This window comes from Colwellia sp. PAMC 20917 (genome assembly GCF_001767295.1).
GTDB lineage: Bacteria > Pseudomonadota > Gammaproteobacteria > Enterobacterales > Alteromonadaceae > Colwellia_A.
The window spans coordinates 1,600,948-1,624,757 of record NZ_CP014944.1; the positions used below are offsets into that span (position 1 = coordinate 1,600,948).

Here is a 23,810-nt window from a genome sequence, read left to right on the forward strand (position 1 = left end):
AGTATAAATGCACAGACCAACTTACAACCTAGAACAAGAGAATTAACTTATGAGCCGTATTATATTTTGCCAAAATTTAAAAAAAGATGCTGAAGGACTAGGATTTCAACTTTATCCTGGAGAAGTCGGTAAACGTATTTTTGATAATATCAGTCAAGAAGCATTTAAAAACTGGCAACAAAAACAAACCATGCTTATTAATGAGAAAAAAATGAACATGATGGAGCCAAATGACCGTGCTTTTTTAGAAACGGCTATGGTTGCTTATCTTTTTGAAGGAAAAGAACCAGAAATTGAAGGTTACGTTCCACCGAAAAAGTAAGGGTTCAACAACTTTTTTTATTAAGAATTTTGATTAAATGGTGATTTTACGCTGACTATTCCGCCAATAAGCAGAAAAAACAAGCAAACAAACATTTATTTAAAAAAAAGGGTTGACGAACAAATCGAAAAACAGTTTAATACGCCCCGTCTTCAAGGCAAAGCCGAAAAGACAGCAGATTAGACACTGCCTCGATAGCTCAGTCGGTAGAGCAGAGGATTGAAAATCCTCGTGTCCCTGGTTCGATTCCGGGTCGAGGCACCATCTATTCAACCTATTTGAATATTTGTTGCTTACTTTTTTAATATAGAAATAGTGTAGAAACATTTGTTCGGTGCCAAGATAAATAGTTCAATAGAATAAATTTATCGCACACATCTTTGTGTGCCGACTTAGCTCAGTTGGTAGAGCAACTGACTTGTAATCAGTAGGTCGCCAGTTCGACTCCGGCAGTCGGCACCATCCATTCCGAAAGGAAGGAACGAAACCTTAACAGCAATGTTAAGGTTTTTTTTCGTCTTAAGAAAAGTAAAACCATCTACTGATAAACTCAGTCACTCTTAACATGCAGCAATTCGACTCCGGCAGTCAGCAACCTTCCTTCCATTCCAAAAGAAAGGAACGAAACCTTAAAAGCAATGTTAAGGTTTTTTTCGTCTGAAATTTGTCGGTGATACTTTGAAGTTAGAACTAACAGCTACTGATAAACTCAGTCACTCTTAACGGGCTGCAGTTTAACTCCGGCAGTCAGCAACCTTTCTTCCATTCCAAAAGGAAGGAAAAAAACCTTAACAGCAATGTTAAGGTTTTTTTTCATCTGAAATTTGTCAGTTGATACTTTGAAGTTAAAAACTCGAAAGTTAGAACTAACAGCTACTAATGTTAAAAAGTACCTGTAATCTTGTTTTTTCCTGCAATTTATCAATCACTAGCTATATTCGATTGTGTAAAATTAGGCTACCCTGTTAACTGTTGTGACCATAAATAGACTGTCGACTCATGGGCATCAACGATTAATAGCAATTAACATATTTTCTACTTGGGTTAAAAAAGTAACTATGGCAAGGGAGCCTAAGTGCGATTTCTTAAATTTATCTTAATTGCTGTTATCACCTTACTGATTATTTTCACTATCACTTACAGTGCTAGAGTTTCAGTTATCAATTACCTTGTAAAAACACAATTCAATTCAGACAAAATAGCGTTGACTTGCCTAAATGTAAGCCTTACCAGTAATATGGCCATTAGGGTCAACAAGGCATGCTTACAGACCCCAAAGGCTAACATTCAAATTGTCGGTATTACAATACAATGGCAACTATCCCCTAGCCTTAATATAACGGATATTGATATAGGGTTGGCAGAGATTAAAGGTACAGATCATTTATTCTCCAAAAAAGATGATGCTCTATTAAGCAAAGAGCAAGAAAATCAAAACTTAAGCCAATTGCTTTCAACAAGTTTACAAACTTATGCACAACAGATTAAGCAGTTTAATTTACCGACAAAAATAAATGTCACTAAACTTTCCTATTCACCGTTTACGCTTAGCAATAAAACTGAGACAAAATATATTGCTAATTTATCGACACTCGCTAATAACTTGTCTTTTACACTAACAACATCCGCAAGCGTAGCGTTTATCGAAGCTAAGCTAACCCGAGAGAAAGAAGGTTTTTCCATTGAGATCTCAAGTAAATTAAGTTTACTAAAAAGCTTTTTAAGCGCCCATCGATTACCTATTACCGCAGCATTAGCAAACAACTTAACGGCTAGCGAAATCTCAGGTGATTTCAACACACAGATAAAATATCAAGCGAGCGCTATTAGCTTGAAAAATCAAATAAGCAATATCTCGATAACTTCTGAAAACGGCATAGGCAATAGCGGCCCGTTTAAACTATTAGGTGCGCTGAACTTCGATAGTCAATTTGATTTAATCACCAAAGAAACGACTCATGAAATTTCCGCTAAAGACAAGATAACCGTCGCGTTAACCTTTGTTGGAAAAAATGAAATATTAGTGGAGTATAGTCAGCCACAGTTGTTAGCGAAGTTAAGCCAAGCCGGGCTATCGCCAACAATGATGTCAATACTTGAAGAGAATCCGTTAACGCACGTAACCATAAAACCTCAAGGCAATGCTCGATTAACACTGAACGATAGTAAGGGCTACCTTAGTCATCTTGAAATAAGCGCCATTAGCGGCGCACGACCTCACCAAGTAAAATTTGATAATATTACTTTTGCCTTACCTACCCCACAAATACCTTATGCATTAGCAGTAGAGCATTTTGTTATTGATAGTCAGCTGAAGCTGCTTAACATAGCGAAATACACTCCTGCGCCTGTTGCTTTACATTTAATTGGCTCACTAAATAAAACCGAGCAAACAACAACGATTAATTTAACAGCAGACTCTTCAATCACCTTAAATAATATTGTGGTGCTTAAACAGATGACTGAGGACAAAGATAACAATCAAACGCACAATAAAATCACCACAAAAACGTCAACTGCACAAAAACCTCAAGCACTGTTAAGCCTAAAAAAATTAACAACAAATTTAACGGGTAGCGTAGCACTGTTAGAGGACAACAATCTAAACATTAAACTAAAAGTCGATAATCACGCTTCACAGTTGAATATTCCTAAAAAACTAAAGATAACTTCGTTTAATATTTTTAGTGAACTCAACGGCAGCTTTGACGATATTCAGCTTAATGCTCAAGCCAGTGCTGACGGAGTGAAGCTAGGCAATATTGTTTTAACTGGCCCAGTCAAGTCACCTAATGTAGTTATTACCGCCAAAAATTTACAACTCACCAACTTATTATCGTTAAATATCCAATTGCCGACTGAAGTTGAATTGATTGATGGCCTATTAGATTATAATATTTCGGGTCAAATAAACGCTTTAAACAATATTGAAAACACACCCTTTAACGTTTCGGTGGCAATTACCTCACTCAGTGGTGAAATCAATGGCATTTGGTTGCAAGAGCTCAATTGGCAACAACATTTTTCATTACTCGCTGGAAAAATAACAACTCAGCCCAATGCTAAAGAAAACCTAACCGTTGAATTAATTGAAACTGTGACTCCTATTTCAAAGCTATCAATTAACACCAACTGGACATTCGATAAAAGCTTTCAGCTTTCAGCCAACAAACTTAAGGCGAATGTTTTAGGGGGCAGCTTCTTTATTCCAAATATACAATGGCCTGTCGAACATGGGCATTCAGTTAATGTTCAGCTTAATAGTATAGACTTAGAGCAAGTATTAGCATTAGATGAAAAACAAGGTATTGTTGTAACAGGTAACATATCAGGCCAACTTCCCGTTACTTTTGATGGTGATAAATATATTATTGAAAAAGGTGAACTGCACAATATTAGCAACGGACTGATACAGGTCATTGATAACCCAGCCGTAACAGAGCTTAAAGCAAACAACAGTCAACTAAAACTGGCGTTTGATGCACTGCAAAACTTGCATTATCATCAGCTTTCCTCCGCAGTTACAATGGCAGACGACGGTTACATGCAGTTAAACACAGTAATAAAAGGTCGCAATCCAGATATTGATAACGATGTTAATTTAAATCTGAATTTGAGTTATGACTTACTTGGTTTACTTGAATCATTATCAATAACTCAACGTTTTGAAGAAAGCCTTATCAAAGGTTTACAAAAAAAGAAGGAGTAAGTATGAGTAAAATACTAATCGTGCTATTCACTGTGTTCATTATCAGTGCTTGTACACATAAGATAGAAGTTAGTGCAAAAGAACCGATCACCATTAATTTAAATTTGAAAATTGATCATGAAATAAAGGTGAAGGTAGATAAAGAACTAGACGACATATTTAGTGCTGAAAGCGACATATTTTAGGGAAAAACCATGAAAAATTTAACAAAGAAATTCATAAAAAAAATAAGCTGTGCTCTATTGGTCTCTACTATAGCCTTTTCCGCTTGGGCTACTTCACTCGACGATGCAAAACAACAAGGTTTAGTGGGTGAAATGTCTAATGGTTACTTAGGTCTTATTATTGATAGCCCAGACGCGAAAAGCCTAGTCACCAGTGTTAACGAAAAGCGCAAAAGTATTTATATGAATTTAGCACGCACCAATAAAATCACCATGCAACAAGTCACCGCTTTAGCGGGTAAAAAAGCTTATGATAAAACTCAACCAGGCCACTTTATCCAAAATAGCACGGGTCAATGGGTTAAAAAATAAAGAGTGATAACTGCACCTAAAGCGAATAGCTCTAAGTGTTGGTTTTATAGGTTTTTTGGCGATATCCATCAAAAAAGTACTGTTACTGATGGCATTTAAGTATAGCCTTACCTAGAAAGAAACGAAATCTTAGCAACAATGTTAAGGTTTCGTTCCAATATAAAAACATAAAAAAAACATAGACACTCACTTTAATTCAAACAACAGAAATATTTAATAACTGATCTTCTGTCGTCAGTCATATCGATTTTTAGTCATATTAAAGTGTGCTAAAACAGTTTTTCAACTTTATTTTTCTTAAATCATCGATATTTTGGCAATTTTTTCCGCAGGAAGAACCTGATTAACAATCTGAAGATATTTTTATGGATTAACTATTTAAGAAAATAGTTGTTTGCAATGACTCAAATTTTGTCGTCGCTTTAACTGTTGATGCTCACAGTAGTCACTCAGTGCCATTTCATGACCAATGGCACCATGGAACTGGGTATTAAATTCAGTGGTGATTATCAACCAATTTTCAGCGGATATATTTAATCGATTGAGTATTGCAGGTTGGCTTTCTTCTATGAAACCAGATGTAGCTTCTCTAATGCATCGACCTGTTAACTCAATTAATTTAAGATAATCTTTGAGTTCAAAAGGTAAACCTTTTGGCATACCCTTTATTGGATTGCCAATAAAGGGTAATAGCGTGCTGGGCTGCTTGCTTTTTTCTGCCTGTTCACATCGAAGTTTAATACTCGTATGTTCTGAATTTTCTGGTGTTTGTGCAGCATTAGCTCGAATAGGGTTTAAATCAACATATGCCATACAAGATGCAAGAGCAGCTTCGTCTAATAGCGCTTGTGATTTAAATCTACCTTCCCAGAATCTACCTGTGCAGTCATCTTCTTGATTAGCGGCCCTAGCAATACCCTCATTGATATAACCCATAAACCAACTAATTTTCATCAGACGTTTTCGATAAACCTTAGCTGTTGACTTAACTATATCAAGTAATGGTTTTGCTAAGGCTTCACCTTGACAATATTGCTTGGTCAGTAAGGTGCCTTTGTATAAAGTATGCCAACGTTCAAGAACTTCTATCATGCTCCATTGCTTAGCTTTTGCTTCATCAATAAATACTACTACATGATAATGGTTACTCATTACAGCATAAGCACAGACATCGATAGCGAATACTTGCGTAAGAAAATGAAGTTTGTCTTCTACCCAGCCTCGACGGTGTTCATAGCTTTGGCCTGAATATTTATCTTCACCACATAAGAAGGCCCGTCGAACACAACGAGCTACACAATGATAATAAGGGGTGTCTTCTAAACTAATTTGTTGCTTCCTTGGCGTTGCCATCATTCATCCTAAATAACATAGCTACCTTATTTTAGCTTAGTGCAAAGACTGTTATTGTTCAATTTTAAGTGGATTTCAATTTTAAGTGAGTGTCTGCTTAGGTCTTGAAGTGAGTGTCTTTGTTATGATTGCTTAGGTCTTAAAGTGAGTGTCTTTGTTCTGATTTTTTTTAATATGCTTGTATAAGTTGATTTTTTGGTATACAAATCACAATAATCGTCTTTTTGCACTCTACGATGAGAGAAAAGTATGATTAATACCAAAATTAATTAGGAATTTAAATGGAAGCAAATAGCGTTACCGTCCGTCATTTAACATTGCAAGATATGACAGAGCTTCGCAAGGCGAGTGAATCAGTTTACCTTAATAAAGAATTAGCAACGTGGAATGAACCCACGGTTAAAGCCTTATTAACTAAATTTCCAGATGGGCAAATCTGTGTAGTTGTTGATGGCATTGTTGTCGGTTGTGCCTTCTCATTAATAATTGAATATGCTGATTTTGGCGATGAACATACTTATTCTGAAATCACTAGCAATATGACCTTTGATAATCATGATCCTAAAGGCGACTCTTTATATGGAATAGAGGTCTTTATTCATCCTGATTATCGTGGCTTACGATTAGCTAGGCGCTTGTACGATGCTCGTAAGGAGCTTTGTGAAAACTTGAATTTACGCGCTATTGTAGCCGGTGGTCGTATGCCAAACTATGCGCAACATTCAGATAAAATGAGCGCTAAACAGTATATTGAAAAAGTAAAAATCAAAGAATTATATGATCCGGTATTAAGTTTTCAGCTCGCCAATGATTTTTATGTCCGCAAGTTACTAACCGGTTACTTATCGGGTGATAGCGAATCAATGGAGTATGCCACGTTACTTGAATGGCCGAATATCTTTTATACTAAATCGGTAAAACTTATCAATGCTCCGCGCTCAGAGGTTCGTTTAGGTTTAGTGCAATGGCAAATGCGTTCGATGAAAAGTATTGATGATTTATTTGAACAAATGGAATTTTATGTCGATGCAGTATCCGATTATAAAAGTGATTTCGTGCTGTTTCCTGAATTGTTCAATGCACCTTTAATGGCAGAATTTAACCATTTACGTTTAACCGAGAGTATTCGCAGACTATCAGAATATACTGAACAAATTCGTGATAAATTTATCGAATTTGCAATAAGTTACAATATTAATATTATTACCGGTAGCATGCCGTTTTTTGTTGATGGCAGTCTTTATAACTCAGGCTTTTTGTGTCGTCGTGATGGTTCATGGGAACGTTATGATAAAATCCATTTAACGCCAGCAGAAGTGCGTAGTTGGTCTATGGTCGGTGGTAAAAACCTCAAGGTGTTTGATACTGACTGTGGCAAAATTGGTATCATGATTTGTTATGATGTTGAATTTCCGGAGTACTCTAGAATACTTGCCGACCAAGGGATGAATATCTTGTTTGTGCCGTTCTTAACAGACACCCAGAATGGCTACACACGTGTGCGACACTGTGCAATGGCAAGAGCGATTGAAAATGAATGTTATGTTGCTATAGCTGGCGCGGTAGGTAATTTGCCAAAAGTAAATAATATGGATATTCAATATGCCCAATCTGCGGTATTTACGCCGTCTGATTTTGCTTTTCCAACAACGGGTATCAAAGCAGAAGCAACACCTAACTCAGAGATGACTGTTATTGTAGACGTAAATCTAGATTTATTGAAACAGTTACATAGTCACGGCGCTGTACATACCATGCGTGATAGACGCCATGATTTGTACAGTATTACCCAACATAAAAAATATTAGTTGGTCATTTTTATAAGCAATTAAATATATTTACCTGCTAATAATCTGCGGGGTCAACGCACTAAAATCGAATATCAAAATCAGTGCACTAGCCCCGCAAATTAAATTCCCCCTATCAATTAGTGCACTAATTCACGTCTCAAGTTGAATTATCACCAGCACTCATCAATAATAATTGTTACTTATCATTATTTTTTTTGTTGGACATTAAGCGGCTGTTAAATTCTAATTCGCCCTAATTACCCATGAAGAATTGCCATTCTATTATTAAGTAGAATAAGTAAAGGAAAATCAATGAACAAAGATAATCTTGCTCACGCTCGCGCACACTATAACGTACGTCACTGGAGTCAGGGCTATTTCGGTATTAATGATGCTGGAAATGTATATGTCGCGCCAAAATTTGAGCGTCAGGATCACACAGTAGATTTAATCAATATCGCTAAAATGATTGAAGATAAAGGCTTAACACTGCCTGCATTAGTGCGTTTCCCGCAAATAATTCATCATCGCATTCACAGTCTATGTGAAGCCTTTAATAAGGCGATAGAAGATTATGATTATCAGGAAAAATATTTATTAGTTTATCCTATTAAAGTCAATCAACAGCGTGAAGTTGTTGATGAAATTTTGGCGAGCCAAAATAATAAAGAGTCCACACAACTTGGCCTTGAAGCAGGCAGTAAAGCAGAATTATTAGCTGTTTTAGCTATGGCTCAAAAAGTTTCATCGGTTATTGTTTGTAACGGCTATAAAGACCGAGAATATGTGCGCTTAGCGTTAATTGGCGAAAAGTTAGGTCATAAGGTTCATATCGTTTTAGAAAAAATGTCTGAATTAGAAATGATTTTAACCGAAGCAAAGAAACTCAATGTTGAACCTCGTTTAGGGATCCGTGTTCGTTTAGCCTCTCAAGGCAAAGGTAAATGGCAAGCCAGTGGCGGTGAAAAATCAAAGTTTGGTTTGTCAGCTTCGCAAGTACTTAACGTTGTAAAAGTTCTTAAAGCAGAAAACATGCTTGACGCCTTAAAGCTTGTCCATTTTCACTTAGGCTCACAAATAGCTAATATAAGAGATGTAAGATTAGGTGTTAGTGAGGCGGCACGTTTTTATTGTGAGCTGCGCAACCTAGGCGCAGGTATTTTATGCATGGATGTTGGTGGCGGTTTGGCCATTGACTATGATGGTACACGAAGCCAATCTCATAACTCAATGAATTACAGCGTTGCTGAGTACGCGAATAACATCGTCCATACTATTGGTGATATTTGTAAAAGTTATCATCAACCTATGCCAATGATTATTTCGGAATCAGGCAGAGCATTAACCGCACATCATGCGGTACTTATTTCTAATGTTATTGGCACTGAGTCTTATGAACCAGAAAATATCATAGCGCCTACGCCTGATGAATCTATTTTATTAAGTAATATGTGGCGTTCGTTAGCGCAACTAAATGACCGTAATGATGATCGTGCCTTAATTGAAATTTATCATGACACCCAAAGTGATTTGGCTGAAGTACACAACCAGTTTTCGATGGGATTATTAAATTTAACCCAACGCGCTTGGGCTGAACAAATTAATTTACGTGTTTGTTATGAATTAAATAAGTTAATGGATGGTAAAAATCGTTTTCATCGCCCAATAATGGATGATTTAACCGAAAAACTTGCTGATAAATTTTTTGTTAATTTTTCTTTATTTCAATCATTACCCGATGCATGGGGAATTGATCAGGTTTTTCCTGTTTTACCTTTAAGTAACTTAGAAAAATCACATGAAAAACGAGCGGTATTATTAGATATTACTTGTGATTCCGATGGCACTATTGACCATTATGTTGACGGACAAGGTATTGAAAGCACATTACCTGTGCCAGCATGGACAGAAGATGAGCCTTATTTACTTGGCTTTTTCTTAGTGGGTGCTTATCAAGAAATTTTGGGTGATATGCATAATTTATTCGGTGACACTCACAGTGCTGTGGTCTTCATCAATGACGACGGTGAAGCAGAAATCACTGAAATTAATGAAGGTGATACGGTAGAAGATATGCTGAATTATGTGCATTTAGATGCCGAATTATTCAAAAAAACCTATGCCGAGCTTATCGATGCTAGATTATCAAAAAGCGAAGGTGAAGAAATTTTTAAAGAGTTAGTTGATGGCTTACAAGGCTACACCTACCTTGAAGATTTGTAGAGATTAAGCACAATGAAAAATATTTTCAATCAAGTTGATGAGTCAATTTACTCAAATGCAATGACGTTCTTACGTCAGCCTTTAGTGCAAAATCCCATTGAGTCGGCTGCTGATATTGTTGTTTTAGGCTTACCCTATGACATGGCTACCACCGGGCGCTCAGGCGCTCGAATGGGCCCCACTGCGATTAGGCAAGCTTCAATTAATTTGGCTTGGGAAGGTAAGCGATTTCCTTGGCCTTTTAGCTTATTAAAACACTGTAAAATCATTGATGCTGGCGACTTGGTTTTTTCTCCTGGAGACTCTGCACATTTTTGTACGCAAGTTGAAACGGCTGTAGGTCAGTTACTTGATGCAGACAAAACCATTTTATCGCTAGGCGGCGATCATTTTGTTACTTTGCCGATACTGCGTGCTTATGCGAAAAAATTTGGCACTATGGCACTGATACATTTCGATGCCCATACTGATACTTATAGCAATGGTAGTTGTTATGACCATGGCACTATGTTTTATCATGCGCCTAAAGAAAATCTCATAGATAGAGATAAATCTATTCAGGTCGGTATTCGCACAAATTACAAAGAGCAAGACCATGGTTTTTCTGTCATTAATGCCATGCAAGCTAATGATATGAGTGTCAGTGAGATCACCGCATTAATTAAAGCTAGAGTTGGCGATACGCCAGTTTACTTAACCTTTGATATTGATTGTTTAGATCCCGCCTTTGCTCCTGGTACAGGTACGCCAGTATGTGGCGGTTTAACCACAGATAAAGTGTTGAAGATATTGAGAGGTTTAGTGGGTATTAATCTGATTGGCATGGACGTAGTTGAAGTCGCTCCTTCTTATGATCACAGTGAAGTTACTGCATTAGCCGCTGCAACAATAGCGTTAGAATTGGCACATATTTGGACCGCTAAGCATAAGCTTGTATAACAAAGCAGGTAAGTTATTTTTACGCAATAACTTACCTGCTGACTAACTTAAAACCCACATTAAAAAAGTAAATGTTAACAATAAAGATTGGCGAGTTAACTCGCTAAACTTTTCAACTCTTGAACAAGAAACAAAACAATCTCAATACCAATTAACACGATAATAATCCATTCTAAAAAGGATGAATGTTGATGCTTTTGTTCAGCCGCTAACATTTCAAATAGTTCATGAATCGTCGAAAGCTTTTTAGATAATAATTCGACGCGTTGATGAATATCCATATAACGCGCCATACGTTCGTAAGTCGCTTCATATTCAGGGTATTCCCAAATAAAATCTGGGGTATCAAGTAATCCATAATGTAAAATAATATCGCTTTTAGTACTCAGTAGCGTACCTCTAATTTTAGCGATTTCTTTTTGGCTAATCGATATTTTACCCAGTTTAGCCAACTCTTCAGGAATATGAGAATAATCCATTATTTTATTTTGCGCTTGAAGTTCAAATTCCATCAACTTGTTTGATTGCGCCAACGCATGGCTTATCGCAAGACGTGTCAACGGATCGTTATCTGGTAGTACTATGGTATCTTTTTTAATGATCAGTTCATTAGAAAAAGTAAAGCGTAAATGTTCTTCAATATTTTCAATATAGAGGGTGTTATCACTCTTAAGTCGATTGATTAATGCTTGGCGTTCACCTGCGGCTACTGCCCAAAAAACCACTACACCATAGTCAAATATCCAATACTCTCCCGTTGCCACGATTATTTGTACAGCGTCTCTATAACGAGTACCGCCTTCAAAAAAGCGTTTATCTATATTCGATTTTTCTGATAAAAAATTATCGCCAAAATTATAAACTGATAATTTATCGTCGCTAAAAATGACTTCATTACCTGCCATTAAGTTACTCATGATTACTCTTATAAGTGATTGTCTGATTTTTATTCGATTTAAAATACATTAAAAAATTTAGTCGCTATTGATCAACAAAAAAGTTGTTTTGATGAACAGTAACTAACTAAATTTGCTAGATTCTGCGCCGTTAATAGAAATACTCAATATCAATTTTTTAATCAGTCTGATAAAAAAATTGATATCGTTTAGTTGTTTAACGGCGCATATAATGGCGACAATATTTGCTATATTTTAGTTAATATTTTTAGCTTAAAAAATAAAATAGGGCTTAAACTAACCGGAAGACACAAGCGTAATGAATATCTGCTGGGAGTTTTACAAGAATGGTTAAAAGATGTAGTGATTTTTTTGTTTGTAAAAAGAGGATGTTCTTTATAGATTAAATTAACAGCAACAATCTGGTTGCTACTGTACGTTATCATAAATTAAATGTGAGCGTTTACTTGCAGCGAAAGTAAATAGAAATAAGCCTTAATTTTTAAGTTATTTAAGTCTTCCCCTAGTGCCTCTGATTTCATTTTTGCTCATTTTTTTTAAAATTTCGTTTTCAATATCAATTCCTTGCCAATGGGAAATATCTAGTACTCTTAGGATAATATCGGCAAGCTCTTCGCCAAAGGCATCACTAGGTTTTTCGTGCCGACATTCATTAATAGCCTCACCGACTTCTGATGCAACAAGGGCTAATGCTTCTAGCGTTGTTTTATTATGCCAACCCATTTTTTCTACCCAAAGATAGTTCTTCTCTGCTATTTCGTTAATCTTCATTTTTTTCACTTATTTTGTTTACGTTTGTCTTTTATCGTACATATTTACTACTTATAGTTGCCAACTCGCATCTGGTCGCCAATTGTTGACCCATGCTGGCACATCATGCGCTGGCATAGGTTTGGCTATGCCATAACCTTGTGCCAAATTACAGCCTAGTTGCAACAGTGCCTTACCATGTTCAATCGTTTCAACACCTTCAGCAATAACTTCACGTTTAAATGATTTAGCCAAGGCGATAACACCTTCAACAATGGCAAAATCATCGGTATCGATCAGCATATCTCGAACAAAACTTTGATCTATCTTAATTAAGTTTGCGGGTAACCGTCTCAAGTAAGTTAAGGAGGAATACCCCGTGCCAAAATCATCTAAGGCAAAGCTTACGCCTAATGCAATACACTCCAACATAGTTGTTGAAACATGATTGACATCATCTAAGGCACTGGTTTCCAATACTTCTAGTTCTAAATAGCAAGGTTTAACATTAGGGTGCGCTGCTAGTAAAGTTGTTAATCGCTGAGTAAAGTCAGGCTGCTGTAATTGAACCGCGGCAATATTTACGCTAATGCTAACCGGAAGGTCGAGGCCCATTTTTTGCCATTGGCTTATTTGTGTTAGTGCGGTATCAATAACCCATTCGCCCAATTCGATACTCATCGGATTATTTTCAATAATAGGTAAAAAGTCGAAGGGATTTAATAAGCCTCTGCAAGGGTGTTGCCAGCGGATAAGGGCTTCAACGCCAATCACTTTGCCTGTTTTCATATTAACCTTAGGCTGATAATAAAGCACAAATTGCTGGTTATCGAGTGCACTGCGAATGGCCTCAAGGCTTTCCTGTTGTATTTTAACTGCATCATCTTGCGCAGTATCAAATAAATGATAACGATTTTTACCTGATTCTTTCGCCACATACATGGCTTGGTCAGCATGGCGCATAAGTTGGTCAGCATCAACGCTGTCTTGTGGATAAAGTGTTACGCCTATACTGGTTGATACATTTAACACGACGTTACTAACGGTCACTGGCTCAGATGCGGCTAATAACAAGCGATCTAATATTGGCTCACAGTCTTCAACCCTTGTTAAGTTAGTTAATACCGCAACAAATTCATCACCACCAATACGAGCTAAAGTATCACCTTCGCGAAGTGCCGCTTTCATGCGTATGGAAATTTCAACTAGCAGTTCATCCCCCACATCATGGCCATGCTCATCATTAACAAGTTTAAAGCCGTCTAAATCTAAAAAGACCACAGCGAGTGTTTGCATATTACGGCTACACTGCAACATAGATTGAGATAATCGGTCGGCCAGTAGCACCCGATTTGGTAAGTTAGTCAGTACGTCATAATGGGCAATATGCTCTAACTGACTTTGATGTTCTTTCATTGGAGTGATGTCGGTAAATAACGCAACATAGTTACTTATTTTACCATTAACATCTTTAACCGAACTAATATTAAGCATTTCAGCATAAATTTCACCGTTTTTACGACTGTTCCATATTTCACCAGACCACGCCCCTTTACTCTGCAGCACTTGCAAAATCTCGGTATAAAACTCGGCGGGGTGTATTCCTGATTGTAAAAAATTCGGCTTCTGTCCAATCGCTTCAACAGCGCTATAACCAGTTGAAGTGACAAAGGTGTTATTGACATTAATAATGCTCCCCTTGGCGTCGGTTATCATGATGCCTTCACCAGCATGAGTAAAAACACTGGCAGCGAGTTTTAATTCTTCTTCGGCTAGTTTTCGTTTGGTAATATCATTAATGACCCCGACGATAAAATAGTTACCTTTACCATCTATAAAGCGATTCTTTCTGGTTAATATAACTCTAGTTTCTGAGCCATTAATCGTCAGGGTTTCTTCACTTAAAATCGCTTCCCCTTTATCCAGTACTAACCTATCAATTGCTAAAAAATGATCACGCTCGCTTGGGGGTACTGTTTCAGCGAGTGTTTTTCCAATTATTTCGTGTCTAGTTAAGTTAAAAACCTGGCAAAAAGCATCGTTAACGAGTAACAATCGACATTCATCATCCTTTACGAATATAGGATCGTCGTGATTATTAAAAACCACATCGAGATACATCTCTATATCATGGGAATTTACTTCGAATTGCTCTAGCGCAGTAGTATTTTGATCCTGTTCAGACACCATTTAACATAGTTCCTTGTTGGGCAATTCAAGCAAAAAGTATTCAATAACACTACCGGAAGTTGCAAGTAATACACTTTACTATACGTTTATTTTATATCGATATTGGAGACTTCGCCTGCCCAAATATTGCACTTGAGACTCTTTAGGCAACCTTGATTGTTTCAAGGTAAAGTGTTTTAAATATAAGGTTAGGCTAAAAGGATGTCAAGTGCGCAGATACTCGCCAATTTATTGACTGGCCAGCGGGCGATCTCTTAGAAAAGTAAAAATTGTTTTATTAAAATATAATTATTTTAATAAAACAGAGCATAATTCGAGCTGTTTTTCTGCGAACGAGGTTAAGTGCTTAGTGACCTTAGCGTACAGGTCTATCTTGAACAACAGTGAACTACTCGGCACTAAAGTACCGAGTTTTCTCGACGGTGCTGATAAAAAATCACAACCTGCTGACTAACTGTGATCCTTATGTTGCCACTCTATTTAAAGCAAATAGCTATTTTATTAGCTTTGCTTGCTCTTGATAATGTTTAAGTATCGGTAGCCAATAGCCAAAGCCCCACAGCATGGTCTGTAGAAAATTCATTTCTGACTTACTGTGATATTTAAAATTAGCTTTCATCGCAAAAAACTCAATAAAGTGCACTAAAAGAACAATAATAGCTAAGGCTAACAGATAAAATTGATATTCTGTGGGCAAAGGTGATATCGATAACAGACCTAGCAAGGCTAATATCCATAAAACGGTAAGTGACATTTTAAGCATAATTATAATGGTACTGAGCATGTTTTTCCCCTTTATTAACTGACTAACATCATCTCTGCCGCTTTTTCTGCGATAGCCATGGTCGGTGCGTTTGTATTACCACTGATAAGTGTTGGCATAATAGAAGCATCAATAACCCTGAGATTAGTAATACCGTGAACTTTCAATTCATTATCAACCACAGCCATTTCATCGATACCCATTTTACAGGTACCCACCGGATGATAAACTAAACCTAAGCGTTCTTTGGTTTTAGCAAAAATTTGTTCATCACTTTCAAACGCATTTCCTGGATGCATTTCATTATCATAATGCTCAGCTAATGCCGGTGCGGTTAATATTTTGCGCAATTGACGCATACCATTAATGAGCACCGCTTTGTCCTTACCATTAACATCAGAAAAAAAGTTAAAATCTATCTCTGGCGCATCTTGATAGTTAGCTGACAATAACGATACGGTTCCGGTACTTTCTGGACGCAAAATACAAACATGACATGAAAAGCCATGTTGTGATAACAGCTTCAAGTCTCTGCCATTATCATCAAATAACAAAGGCAGCATATGTAATTGAATATCAGGTCTATCTTCATTGTCATTCGATTTAATAAAGCCCCCCGCTTCTAGAATACTATTAGCAAGTTTACCTTTTTTACTGGTGATATATTTAAGGGTATCTGGCAGCATTTTTAGCAAACCGGTAACTGACAGTGTAAAACCGTCTGTTTTTTTGCTTTTAACTAATATGCAGGCGTCGACATGCTCTCGTAAGTTTTTGCCAACACCTTTCAATTCATGCAAACACGCTATGCCATGCTGGTCGAGTTCATTTTTATCACCAATGCCTGATAACATTAATAACTGCGGTGAAGCGATACTACCACCACTTAACACCACTTCTTTTTTAGCCGTTAATATACTTTTTGTACCTTCAATATAAACCTCAACACCATAGGCTTCTTTATCTTTTAGAAGCACTTTGCTTACCTGTGCACCAGTGAATACGCTAAGGTTAGGCCGAGACATCACCGGCAGTAAATACGCATGGGCGGCAGAGCATCGTTTACCTTCTTTTATGGTGCACTGGTAATAACCAACACCTTCTTGGTCAGCACCATTGAAGTCATCAGTCACTTTAAAACCAGCCTGTTGGCTTGCTGTAATATAACGCTTACTAATGTCATAAAGAACAGGCCGTGAGGTAACCTGTAATGGTCCTTTACTACCATGAAACTCACTTTCGCCAAGACTATTGGTTTCCGACTTTTTAAAATAAGGCAAGATATCACTAAATGCCCAACCCTCATTACCGAGTGCTGCCCAATGATCATAGTCTTGTTTTTGTCCACGTATATAAAGCATGGCATTGGTCGCTGAACTGCCGCCTAAGCCTTTGCCACGCGGCACAAAAAGTGGTTTTCCATGACGAATATCATTTTTAGCTTTAGCATTAAAGCTCCAATTGAATTTTTTCAAAAACATAAAGGCTGAAAATGCTCCCGGCGTATTGACTAACATACTATTGTTATCGGTACCGGCTTCTAATAAACAGACGGTGAACTTACCATTCTCAGTTAATCGATTCGCTAACACACAACCTGCGGAGCCTCCGCCAACAATAATATAGTCAAATTCATTGCCGATATTTTTTTTAATATTCATAATAAAGCACTCTTCATTTATTTTATGCTATTACGGAGTAGCAATGTTGAACCAGAAAGGAAAATCATCCATCATCATCAGCAACTGACCAAATACCTTGCCATTACCATCGAGCTTCATCTTGCCTGATTTAACCAGTTGCCCAAATGATTGTTGTTTTAACAACAAAAGATTTAAATCTTTGCGATTAATCGTGACGGTTAAATCCGCCTGTGCTGCTTGAATATTTTCAATATTATTTAAATGTGCATTGCTCAACTCAACTAAGAATTTTTCATTACGGTCAGGGAAAACAAAATTAATTTTAAAGTGGTGCGCCAATGCTTTATCGGTGTTTAGACGCACCCCCAGAAAATCAAAAATTAATTCACTGCTCATCGATTTGATCATATCAGGGCCAGCTTTAGTGGCTTTTGCTGCTTTAGGTATGCCGTGGCGCAGTTCAAAAGCAGCGGCTAAATAACTATTACGCCAACCGGCATTCTCAGCTTGATAACCCAATTGCTCTAAGGTGTCAGCTTGAAGATGCCTTGCTTGGTCATTTTCTGGTTGAGCAAAAATCAAATGATTAAGCAACTCAGCCACCCAGCGATATTCACCGTTATTAAAGGCTTTATTTGCTTGAGATAACACCTGTTGTGCGCCGCCCATTAATTCAATATATTTACCTGAAGACTCTGCTGGACTCAATTTATTAAGGTTGGCGGGATTTGCATCATAAAAGCCTAAGTATTTATTAATAATACCTCTAACATTATGAGAATAAGAACCATGGTAACCGCGGTTATACCATTGATGCGCTAAGACATCAGGAACCGCTAGTTGGTTGTGTATCTCATTAATGGTGACACCCTTATTAGCAAGATTTAAGGTTTTATCATGTAAGTATCCATACATATCACGCTGTTTTTCTAAGACTTCAATAATGTATTCTTTACCCCACCTTGGCCAAGAATGCGAAGCAAACATTACCTCACTGTCATGAGCGAAACGGTATATCACTTTATTGATAAACTTACTCCACGCCTGTGAGTCACGTACTTCAGCACCACGTAAAGTATAAATATTATGTAATGTTCCAGTGACATTTTCAGCTAACCAAAGGGTTTTAAACTGTGGGAAATAAGTATTCATTTCTGCTGGTGATTCTGTGCCTGGAGTGTTTTGCATGACCATTTCAATGCCATCAATAATCAGGGTTTCTTCATCAGCCAATATTTCTCTACTCGGTGCAATTAAATCGATATAACCTGTCGATAGCCCTTTACCAATCGCAGCGTCGACTTGGCCTTTAGCCCCTTTAGCAAGTGCATTACCATATTGATAAGTAGCACGGCGTGTCATCGCATTACCCGCTAATATATTCTCTTTAATCGCGTGTTCCATAAAACCACGTGGGGCGATAATTTGCACTTCCCCTGAATCAACTTGCGCTTGACTAACAACGCCTTTAATACCACCAAAGTGATCGGCATGGGCGTGACTGTATATAACCGCCTTTACCGGAAATTTTCCAAGCTCTGCTGTTACTAGTTTAAAGGCCGCTTTAGAAGTCGCCGCAGTAAGTAAGGGATCAAAAATAATCCAACCACTGTCACCTTTAATAAAGGTAATATTGGCAAGATCATAACCTCTAACCTGATAAATCCGCTTAGTGACTTGATATAAGCCATAAGTCATATTTAGTTTAGCTTGGCGTAGCAAACTGGGGTTAACGGTATCGATATTATTATCATCAAGTAAAAATTGATAATTACCTAGCTCCCAAACAACATTGCCCTGCTCATCTTTGATGAGTAATTTTTCTGGCCGTTTTATTAAACCTTTTTCAGCTAAAGAAAAATCAAGTTTATCGCTAAAAGGTAGGCTTTCTAGTAATTCATTTTTGAGAGCCAGAGTATATTTACTGGCGGGTTTTAACGCAGTATCGGCATGAACAGAACCTATCAAAATGAACAGCAGGCAATATAAAAGTCCAAAAAATGAAAGGCCTTGTTTTAACATGATTTTTCTCCCTTAATATTTTACTAAAAAGCTGATTAATATTGACTAACATTGATGAAAAATAATGCATTAAAAATATTAACCAGCTAGCTTAATTTTACATAAATTAACGACCTAAACGTCTTAATGCTGAAGTAGAAAAATCTTTTCTTTTAACTTTTTCTCCCCAAACCATAAAGGTTGGCTCTTCATTACTTAAACCGGTAACTAAGTATCGTCCAGAGTTTAAGTCATGTAAGGTTTCAGCAACCATCCACGGTGTATCAACATCATAAAATTGAATGTTATGTGCTTCTGATAATTTCCATAACTCGCCACGGCCATCATATTGATCAATAACAGATGCGCCCCAAGTATCTTCATCAATAAAGAAAGTACGTTTTGCATAAATATGTCTAGCACCTTCTTTTAATGTCGCCTCTACTTGCCAAACACGGTGTAATTCATATCTTAAGTGCGCAGCATTAAGGTGACCTTTTTCTATAATGTCTTCATATTTAGCTGTCGTATCAAGTAAATTATAAGAGTTATATGGAATATAAAGCTCTTTTTTACCAATTAATTTCCAGTTGTAACGATCTGGCGCACCATTGTACATATCGTAGTTATCGGTCGCTCTTAAGCCGTCCGTTCCAGCACCCGGTCCATCATAGGCAACATTAGGTGCACGACGAACACGACGTTGACCTGCGTTATAAACCCAAGCTTTACGGGCTTCTTTAACTTGATCGATCGTTTCATGAACCAATAATGCTGTGCCAGTTAAGCGCGATGGTGCGGTAATTTGTTGTAAGTAATAAAACAAAATATTGGCATCTTTTTTATCATCACGTCCTCCTTGTAAAAACTCTGGCCACACTAATTGATCATTCATTTTAACGGGTACAAATGAACCATTAGCTTGCACTGGAATAGTGGTTAAAAAACGTTTAGCCGTACCGCCACGATAACGGGTTATATGATTCCAAATAACCTCTGAACCATTTTCAGCAAGCGGAAAAGGGATCGTAGTTTTAAAGTTAGCGATACCATTGCCTGACTGCACTAATTCAGCGGTAGTGGCATTTTTCTTAACGATGTCGTAAAGCTCATTTGAGTAAGCTGCAGTTCTTCTTGTTTTATAAATAGGCATTTTATAGTCTGCATATTTTTCAAACATATTGATTTGACCGGCACTTAAATTATCTTGGTAATCGCTAAAGTTAGCACTCGTAATTTCAAACAAAACCTTATCTTCAGTGAATGGGTTAGCCGGACGGCCTGAATCTGCACTTTTTGTGGTATTTTTACTGGTCAGCCCTCCGGTCCATGCGGGAATCGTTCCGGCAGCATTTGCCGCCATTTCAGCACCTAAAGGTGTTAAATTTTTACCTAATTGTTCTGCTTTTTCTGAAGTTACTTTTGCAAAGACAGCGCTGGTCGCTAGTGATAACATCAGTAAACTTGCTGTTGTAATATATTTTTTCATCATAATTCTCTTAATGTTTTGTAATATAATTAATATGAAATGCCAAATGACAGCGAGACGAGATCTTTATCTTCTAAATTACTGTGACTACCACCTGAATAGTTGTTGTAACCTAACGTCATGGTATATTTTTGTTGATAGGAAGCTTCTAAAGAAAAGCCTAAGTTTTTACGACCTTCATGAAATTGCTGGCCTGGGTCTGGCGAATAACCACTAACATCATGAGCCCAAAAAACGCTAGGTTTTAATGATATACCGGCATAAACATCGCTATAATTAAATATCGCTTTCATTCGATAGCCCCACGCATTGTCACTGACAAAACCATCTGATTGACAATCCCCTGATAAGGCACCGGCAGCCACTAAGTTAGTGCAGTTAAAGCCACCACCAGCATCAAAGTCACCTAAACCAAACACTGAATTACGCCCATAATGTTGGTCTGAGTCTTCAACACCATCGGTTAAAATAACCCCCACTTCGGCTATAACGGTAATGCGAGAAGCACCTAAGGTATTTTCAAAAAATTGAATAGCCGTCATTTGTAATTGGGTAACATCAAATTCATCCCAACCTTTTACTTGTTCACCATAACCAACAGCGGTAACTCTTGGGCTAAAGCGTAAAACAGGTGATTCAGATAACGCGCCATTTAATATTTCAGGACCACTGATTTGAATAGGGGTATCGGGCTTATAAGAAACTTCGCCTGATAAAGCCACACCGGCAATATTTGTGGCAAAGCTGGCTCCAAAAAACTTTAAATCTTCAGGAAATTCAATATTGTAACCAGGATTGAGTGCGGCTAAAGCCCCCCTGTTGGATCTAATGCTTTAGGAACAAAAACGGGTGTTGGACTTCCCGTTGCCAAAGGGACACTGGTACGAATAGCGTTAATTAAAGGAACACGAGAATGAATATTCATATAATAAAAGCCAAACTCGGTGTCATTTAGTTCTTCTGCATAATAACGCGCAGCAACACCATATTGACCACCGTCATCGGGCTCTACATCAGCTTGTCGCTCTGCAGCAAAACCTGCTGACAAACCCGCTTGATCTCCAAAGGGACCAATAGAAACGAAGTTACAGCCACTTGCCGCAAAGTCTGCGCCAGAGAAGTAAGTACCACAGCCATCAATTTGGGTTTTTTCCCATTCATATTGATAAAAGGCTTCGATACTTAATTTTTCTGTTAAACCTAAATTACCGTAAAGCATACCAACCGGTAAAATACCTTCTTTTAAGGTTGCTCCCGGGCGACGTAATGCCGGAACATCAAAAGGATTAGATGAGTTCATTCCCCCTTGAATAAAGGTACTTTCACCCCAGCTTACCACTTGGCGACCTAGACGAATATCGAGCGGAGACTCACCCAAATCAAACGAGCCATAGATATAAGCATCAAGTAAAGTGATCCCTGAAAATTTAGTATTATTTTCAAAGCCATCATCACTAAGCGGGGTATTTGGCGTGAAACCATTATTAGAATTACCATGAAGAACGTCGCCGTCTTTAAGCGCATAATCATACCAATATTTCACACGTACAAAAGCGCCGAAATCACCTTGGCTTAGTTGAAGATCATGTACACCTTTAATTATTTTTGAATACGCATCATGCTTGGCGTAATTTAAATTGCCATCATCGGTGGTCGATGTAAAACCAGTACCACCATTAGTTTTACCAATAAAACGAGGGTCGGCATCCCCTAACCTCCAACTTGCACCAATATCTAGTTGAGAGTTTATTTGCAGTAGAATGTCATTGTCTTCACCAAAATTAAAGTCTGCGGCGTGCGAAGATGATGCACCCAGCGCCATAGCAACAACCAGAGCTATTGGTTTGATTTTACAGTTATTATTTAGCATATTATTCGCCTGTTATTATCGTTGTAATAGGTAATGTAATATTTCTTCCCCGATCACATTACGCCAATCAATAGATTAATATTTCGCTAAATGTGCCAACCTATTGTCATTTCGTGCAAAACCCGTACAGTGGTACAACTTCAAAAGGTTAGGCAACGCAATGCAAGATTATTATTCAACATTAACCGGCTGGATGATCCCTATATCAAGGGCTATGGAGGCACATGGCATTGATGCAATAAAGGCATTAGAAGAATGTAATATTTCTTTGGACGCCGTAAGTGATCAAGAATCTCGTATTGCTGCAGAGAAATTCTCTTTACTCATTGAGCACTGTAATAAGAAACTAGCTCGTCATGATTTTTCTGTTTTAATTGCAGAGCAATTTCACCCAGGAATATTTCATGCTCTGGGTTATGCCATGATGTCTTCAAACACTTTACACGATGCATTAGAGCGTATAGCTCATTACAAGCGAGTCGTTTCGAACTCTTGTCAACTGATTAACCACGAGATTAATGAACAATTAGTCTTTGAAATGAACATCTTTACGTATGAATCAACCAACAGGCCTGTATTGTCACAAGAGATCGTTGAGACATTTTTAGCAACTATCGTCCGGTTTTCTCGGGAGCTTGTCACGTTAGACTTTGCTCCTGAAAAGGTCTGTTTTGCCTACTCAAAGCCGAGCTATAATTTATCTTATCTAGAAGATTTTTTTAATTGTAAGGTAGAATTTGATAGCCATCACACTGCCATTGTCTTTAATCTTAAACAAACAAAAGAAAAATTAATGTGTGGTAATCCATTAATAACCCATAGCCATGAGAAAATGCTTGATGAGTTTATGGCAAGAGTTGATAAGAGTGATTTAAGTCATGTCATTAAAAATAAAATTTTTGAATTATTGCCCCTTGGTGCGCCATCACAAACTGAAATAGCCGAATATCTAGGGATGAGCTTACGTAATTTACAGCGCAAGTTACATGACCAAGGCACAAGTTATAAAGAAATATTAGAGAGTACTCGCAAAAAATTAGCCATGAATTACATTGTTCAAAAACATTTAAGTCTCAGTGAGATTGGCTATTTGGTTGGTTTTTCAAGTGTTGGCAACTTTAATCGCGCTTTTAAACGATGGACAAATCAAACACCTGGTGATTACCGACACAACAAAACATAATAAAGGCGTATTTACCCTCCTTCATCGCCTTTAAATTAATAACAAAACGTCACGTGTTGCAAAGATAATCATTTGGCACGTTTAACACCTCTCAAGTCAGCGTTGTTCATTAATACTAATAAGCATAACTTT

Annotated in this window: 18 protein-coding genes and 2 tRNA genes; 10 read left to right on the forward strand and 10 right to left on the reverse strand. The window is 37.5% G+C overall.

What is annotated here, in order from left to right:
- Window positions 1-49 precede the first annotated feature (49 nt).
- From A3Q34_RS06810 to A3Q34_RS06840, 6 genes are all read left to right on the forward strand, one after another.
- The gene (locus A3Q34_RS06810) at window positions 50-322 is read left to right on the forward strand and encodes an oxidative damage protection protein (protein ID WP_070374680.1); all 273 of its coding nucleotides are present in this window, start codon (window positions 50-52) and stop codon (window positions 320-322) included.
- A 188-nt stretch (window positions 323-510) separates the two neighbouring features.
- A tRNA-Phe gene (locus A3Q34_RS06815) sits at window positions 511-586 on the forward strand.
- Window positions 587-708: 122 nt separating this feature from the next.
- Window positions 709-784: transfer RNA gene (locus tag A3Q34_RS06820), tRNA-Thr, on the forward strand.
- Between the two features lie 613 nt (window positions 785-1,397).
- Entirely contained in the window at window positions 1,398-4,031 is a 2,634-nt protein-coding gene (locus tag A3Q34_RS06830) for an intermembrane phospholipid transport protein YdbH family protein (protein ID WP_070374682.1), read from the forward strand.
- Window positions 4,032-4,033: 2 nt separating this feature from the next.
- Entirely contained in the window at window positions 4,034-4,216 is a 183-nt protein-coding gene (locus A3Q34_RS06835) for a YnbE family lipoprotein (RefSeq protein WP_070374683.1), read from the forward strand.
- 9 nt (window positions 4,217-4,225) lie between these two features.
- A complete protein-coding gene (locus A3Q34_RS06840; RefSeq protein WP_070374684.1) occupies window positions 4,226-4,567 on the forward strand; it encodes a YdbL family protein in 342 nt (113 codons plus the stop codon).
- Window positions 4,568-4,945: 378 nt separating this feature from the next.
- Here the strand turns inward: A3Q34_RS06840 and A3Q34_RS06845 are convergent, their stop codons facing one another.
- Window positions 4,946-5,920, reverse strand: coding sequence for a transposase (locus A3Q34_RS06845; protein WP_070374685.1), 975 nt, complete (start codon window positions 5,918-5,920; stop codon window positions 4,946-4,948).
- 281 nt (window positions 5,921-6,201) lie between these two features.
- Here A3Q34_RS06845 and A3Q34_RS06850 point away from each other — a divergent pair, with 281 nt between their 5' ends.
- The 3 genes from A3Q34_RS06850 to speB all read left to right on the forward strand — a co-directional run bounded on the left by A3Q34_RS06850 (window position 6,202) and on the right by speB (window position 10,872).
- Window positions 6,202-7,728 (forward strand): carbon-nitrogen hydrolase family protein, encoded by a 1,527-nt coding sequence (locus A3Q34_RS06850; RefSeq protein ID WP_070374686.1) that lies wholly within the window; start codon window positions 6,202-6,204, stop codon window positions 7,726-7,728.
- Window positions 7,729-8,022: 294 nt separating this feature from the next.
- Window positions 8,023-9,933, forward strand: coding sequence for a biosynthetic arginine decarboxylase (gene speA, locus A3Q34_RS06855; protein WP_070374687.1), 1,911 nt, complete (start codon window positions 8,023-8,025; stop codon window positions 9,931-9,933).
- Window positions 9,934-9,945: 12 nt separating this feature from the next.
- The gene (gene speB / locus A3Q34_RS06860) at window positions 9,946-10,872 is read left to right on the forward strand and encodes an agmatinase (protein WP_070374688.1); all 927 of its coding nucleotides are present in this window, start codon (window positions 9,946-9,948) and stop codon (window positions 10,870-10,872) included.
- Between the two features lie 95 nt (window positions 10,873-10,967).
- Here speB and A3Q34_RS06865 read toward each other — a convergent pair whose 3' ends face one another.
- From A3Q34_RS06865 to A3Q34_RS21070, 9 genes are all read right to left on the reverse strand, one after another.
- Window positions 10,968-11,789 (reverse strand): RMD1 family protein, encoded by an 822-nt coding sequence (locus A3Q34_RS06865; RefSeq protein WP_231907442.1) that lies wholly within the window; start codon window positions 11,787-11,789, stop codon window positions 10,968-10,970.
- Window positions 11,790-12,275: 486 nt separating this feature from the next.
- Window positions 12,276-12,560, reverse strand: a complete 285-nt coding sequence (locus tag A3Q34_RS06870) for a MazG nucleotide pyrophosphohydrolase domain-containing protein (protein ID WP_070374689.1) — start codon at window positions 12,558-12,560, stop codon at window positions 12,276-12,278.
- A 51-nt stretch (window positions 12,561-12,611) separates the two neighbouring features.
- Window positions 12,612-14,729, reverse strand: coding sequence for a putative bifunctional diguanylate cyclase/phosphodiesterase (locus A3Q34_RS06875; RefSeq protein ID WP_070374690.1), 2,118 nt, complete (start codon window positions 14,727-14,729; stop codon window positions 12,612-12,614).
- 493 nt (window positions 14,730-15,222) lie between these two features.
- Window positions 15,223-15,513: a DUF1145 domain-containing protein gene (locus A3Q34_RS06880; RefSeq protein WP_070374691.1), complete on the reverse strand. Its 291-nt coding sequence runs from the start codon at window positions 15,511-15,513 to the stop codon at window positions 15,223-15,225.
- Window positions 15,514-15,527: 14 nt separating this feature from the next.
- Window positions 15,528-17,153: a GMC family oxidoreductase gene (locus tag A3Q34_RS06885; RefSeq protein ID WP_070374692.1), complete on the reverse strand. Its 1,626-nt coding sequence runs from the start codon at window positions 17,151-17,153 to the stop codon at window positions 15,528-15,530.
- A gap of 30 nt (window positions 17,154-17,183) precedes the next feature.
- Window positions 17,184-19,157 (reverse strand): alkyl/aryl-sulfatase, encoded by a 1,974-nt coding sequence (locus A3Q34_RS06890; RefSeq protein WP_070374693.1) that lies wholly within the window; start codon window positions 19,155-19,157, stop codon window positions 17,184-17,186.
- 106 nt (window positions 19,158-19,263) lie between these two features.
- On the reverse strand, window positions 19,264-20,625 hold the full coding sequence (locus A3Q34_RS06895; RefSeq protein WP_070374694.1) for a DUF1329 domain-containing protein: 1,362 nt from the start codon (window positions 20,623-20,625) through the stop codon (window positions 19,264-19,266).
- A gap of 29 nt (window positions 20,626-20,654) precedes the next feature.
- Window positions 20,655-21,455, reverse strand: a complete 801-nt coding sequence (locus A3Q34_RS21065) for a DUF1302 family protein (RefSeq protein ID WP_331710952.1) — start codon at window positions 21,453-21,455, stop codon at window positions 20,655-20,657.
- Entirely contained in the window at window positions 21,431-22,495 is a 1,065-nt protein-coding gene (locus tag A3Q34_RS21070) for a DUF1302 domain-containing protein (RefSeq protein ID WP_269447181.1), read from the reverse strand. The genes A3Q34_RS21065 and A3Q34_RS21070 overlap by 25 nt, the downstream gene beginning before the upstream one ends.
- Window positions 22,496-22,655: 160 nt before the next feature.
- Between A3Q34_RS21070 and A3Q34_RS06905 the strand changes: the two genes are divergently transcribed.
- Complete coding sequence (locus A3Q34_RS06905) at window positions 22,656-23,678, forward strand: AraC family transcriptional regulator (RefSeq protein ID WP_070374695.1); 1,023 nt, start codon at window positions 22,656-22,658, stop codon at window positions 23,676-23,678.
- Window positions 23,679-23,810: the final 132 nt, after the last annotated feature.

Excerpts from the sequence above, each read along its gene's own strand:
- A3Q34_RS06810 (WP_070374680.1), top strand. The coding sequence starts at position 50 with ATGAGCCGTATTATATTTTGCCAAAATTTAAAAAAAGATGCTGAAGGA.
- A3Q34_RS06835 (WP_070374683.1), top strand. The coding sequence starts at position 4,034 with ATGAGTAAAATACTAATCGTGCTATTCACTGTGTTCATTATCAGTGCT.
- A3Q34_RS06840 (WP_070374684.1), top strand. The coding sequence starts at position 4,226 with ATGAAAAATTTAACAAAGAAATTCATAAAAAAAATAAGCTGTGCTCTA.
- A3Q34_RS06845 (WP_070374685.1), bottom strand. The coding sequence starts at position 5,920 with ATGGCAACGCCAAGGAAGCAACAAATTAGTTTAGAAGACACCCCTTAT.
- A3Q34_RS06850 (WP_070374686.1), top strand. The coding sequence starts at position 6,202 with ATGGAAGCAAATAGCGTTACCGTCCGTCATTTAACATTGCAAGATATG.
- speA (WP_070374687.1), top strand. The coding sequence starts at position 8,023 with ATGAACAAAGATAATCTTGCTCACGCTCGCGCACACTATAACGTACGT.
- speB (WP_070374688.1), top strand. The coding sequence starts at position 9,946 with ATGAAAAATATTTTCAATCAAGTTGATGAGTCAATTTACTCAAATGCA.
- A3Q34_RS06865 (WP_231907442.1), bottom strand. The coding sequence starts at position 11,789 with ATGAGTAACTTAATGGCAGGTAATGAAGTCATTTTTAGCGACGATAAA.
- A3Q34_RS06870 (WP_070374689.1), bottom strand. The coding sequence starts at position 12,560 with ATGAAGATTAACGAAATAGCAGAGAAGAACTATCTTTGGGTAGAAAAA.
- A3Q34_RS06875 (WP_070374690.1), bottom strand. The coding sequence starts at position 14,729 with ATGGTGTCTGAACAGGATCAAAATACTACTGCGCTAGAGCAATTCGAA.
- A3Q34_RS06880 (WP_070374691.1), bottom strand. The coding sequence starts at position 15,513 with ATGCTCAGTACCATTATAATTATGCTTAAAATGTCACTTACCGTTTTA.
- A3Q34_RS06885 (WP_070374692.1), bottom strand. The coding sequence starts at position 17,153 with ATGAATATTAAAAAAAATATCGGCAATGAATTTGACTATATTATTGTT.
- A3Q34_RS06890 (WP_070374693.1), bottom strand. The coding sequence starts at position 19,157 with ATGTTAAAACAAGGCCTTTCATTTTTTGGACTTTTATATTGCCTGCTG.
- A3Q34_RS06895 (WP_070374694.1), bottom strand. The coding sequence starts at position 20,625 with ATGAAAAAATATATTACAACAGCAAGTTTACTGATGTTATCACTAGCG.
- A3Q34_RS21070 (WP_269447181.1), bottom strand. The coding sequence starts at position 22,495 with ATGCTAAATAATAACTGTAAAATCAAACCAATAGCTCTGGTTGTTGCT.
- A3Q34_RS06905 (WP_070374695.1), top strand. The coding sequence starts at position 22,656 with ATGCAAGATTATTATTCAACATTAACCGGCTGGATGATCCCTATATCA.